The organism is Falsiroseomonas sp. E2-1-a4, assembly GCF_051433165.1.
GTDB lineage: Bacteria > Pseudomonadota > Alphaproteobacteria > Acetobacterales > Acetobacteraceae > Falsiroseomonas.
On sequence record NZ_JBHMFS010000070.1, the window covers coordinates 1 to 1,214 of the forward strand.

Below are 1,214 nucleotides of genomic sequence, written 5' to 3' on the forward strand. Positions count from 1 at the left end.
TGGAGTGCACCCCATTAAACCGGACACTCGGCTTGGGTGGCTGACTGCAGGGCGATGAACTCACGGGGCGAGCGCATGCGCAAGCCGCTGTGGGGGTGGACGTCATTGTAGTCGTCGAACCAGCCGGGGAGCTGGCGGAGCACGGAGAGGGCATCGGGGCACGGGTTCACGCGGACGTAGTCGCGCTTCAGGGTCTTCACGAATGCCTCGCAGACCCCGTTGCTCTCGGGGCTGCGGACCGGCGTGAAACACGCCACCAGCCCGAGCGCCGTGGCGAAATCGATGGTCTCTCCCGCGGTGTAGGGCGATCCGTTGTCCGCCAGCCACTGGACGGGATGCGGGGCGCGGATGCTGCTGAACCGGCGCTCGACGCAATCGAGCATCATGTCGCGCACCATCTCGCCGGAGATGCCGCCTCCCGTGGTGGCGACCCAGGAGATGACCTCGCGGTCGTGGGTGTCGATGGCAAACGCCACGTGCACGGTCTCGCCGTTCCAGCAGCGGATGCTGAGCCCGTCGGAGGCCCAGCGCCGGTTGGAGGCGGGCGCCACGACCGTGCCCTCGTGGGTGCGGCCGATGCGGCGTGCCGTGCAGGGCTGCAGGGTGAGGCCGGCGAGGCGCATGAGGCGCAGGACGCGCTTTCGGTTCACCGGCGGCTCGCCCGAGCGCCGCCTGGCCCGGTTCAGCAGGGCCGTGACGCGGCGGTAGCCGTAGGTCGGCCGTGGGTCTGTGACGGCGCGGATGGTCACCAGCAGCTCGTCGTCGCCCTCGCGGCGGTAGGGGCCGCGGCGAGGCCGCTCGGGGCGCTGGAGCTGATCTGCGAGGTTGGAGCGGGCCACGCCGAGGGTGTCGGCCACGGCCTTCACCGGGAACCGCCCGGTGGCGGCGACGGCAAGCGCAACGGCGCTTTTTTTGGGCGTGCGTGCTCCAGGGCCTCTCGGAGGATCTCGGTCTCCATGGTCTTGCGGCCGAGCAGGCGCTCGAGGTCGCGGACCTTGGCCTCCAGCTCGCGGACGCGGCTGGCGGCGACGACATCGTCGTCCGCCCGGACCGCCTCAAGACCTCCTTCGGCCATGCGCCGCCTCCATCCGAACAGGAGGCTGGGGGAGACGCCGTGGAACCGGGCGACGGCGGAGACCGTCACGCCGGGCCGGGTCGTCTCCTCGACCAGCCGGACCTTCTCATCGGCAGAATAGCGCCGCCGACGCTCGCGG

The 1,214-nt window shown here is 71.1% G+C and carries 1 protein-coding gene; it reads right to left on the reverse strand.

The genetic code is table 11. The features are described from left to right. Positions 1-14: 14 nt before the first annotated feature. Positions 15-1,214 (reverse strand): IS3 family transposase gene (locus ACFHNC_RS24680; RefSeq protein ID WP_437171885.1). Its coding sequence is split into 2 segments (ribosomal slippage), with 1,201 coding nucleotides annotated over them: positions 15-916 and positions 916-1,214; the frame shifts between segments, so codons are not numbered across the junction. This gene is flagged as partial in the annotation.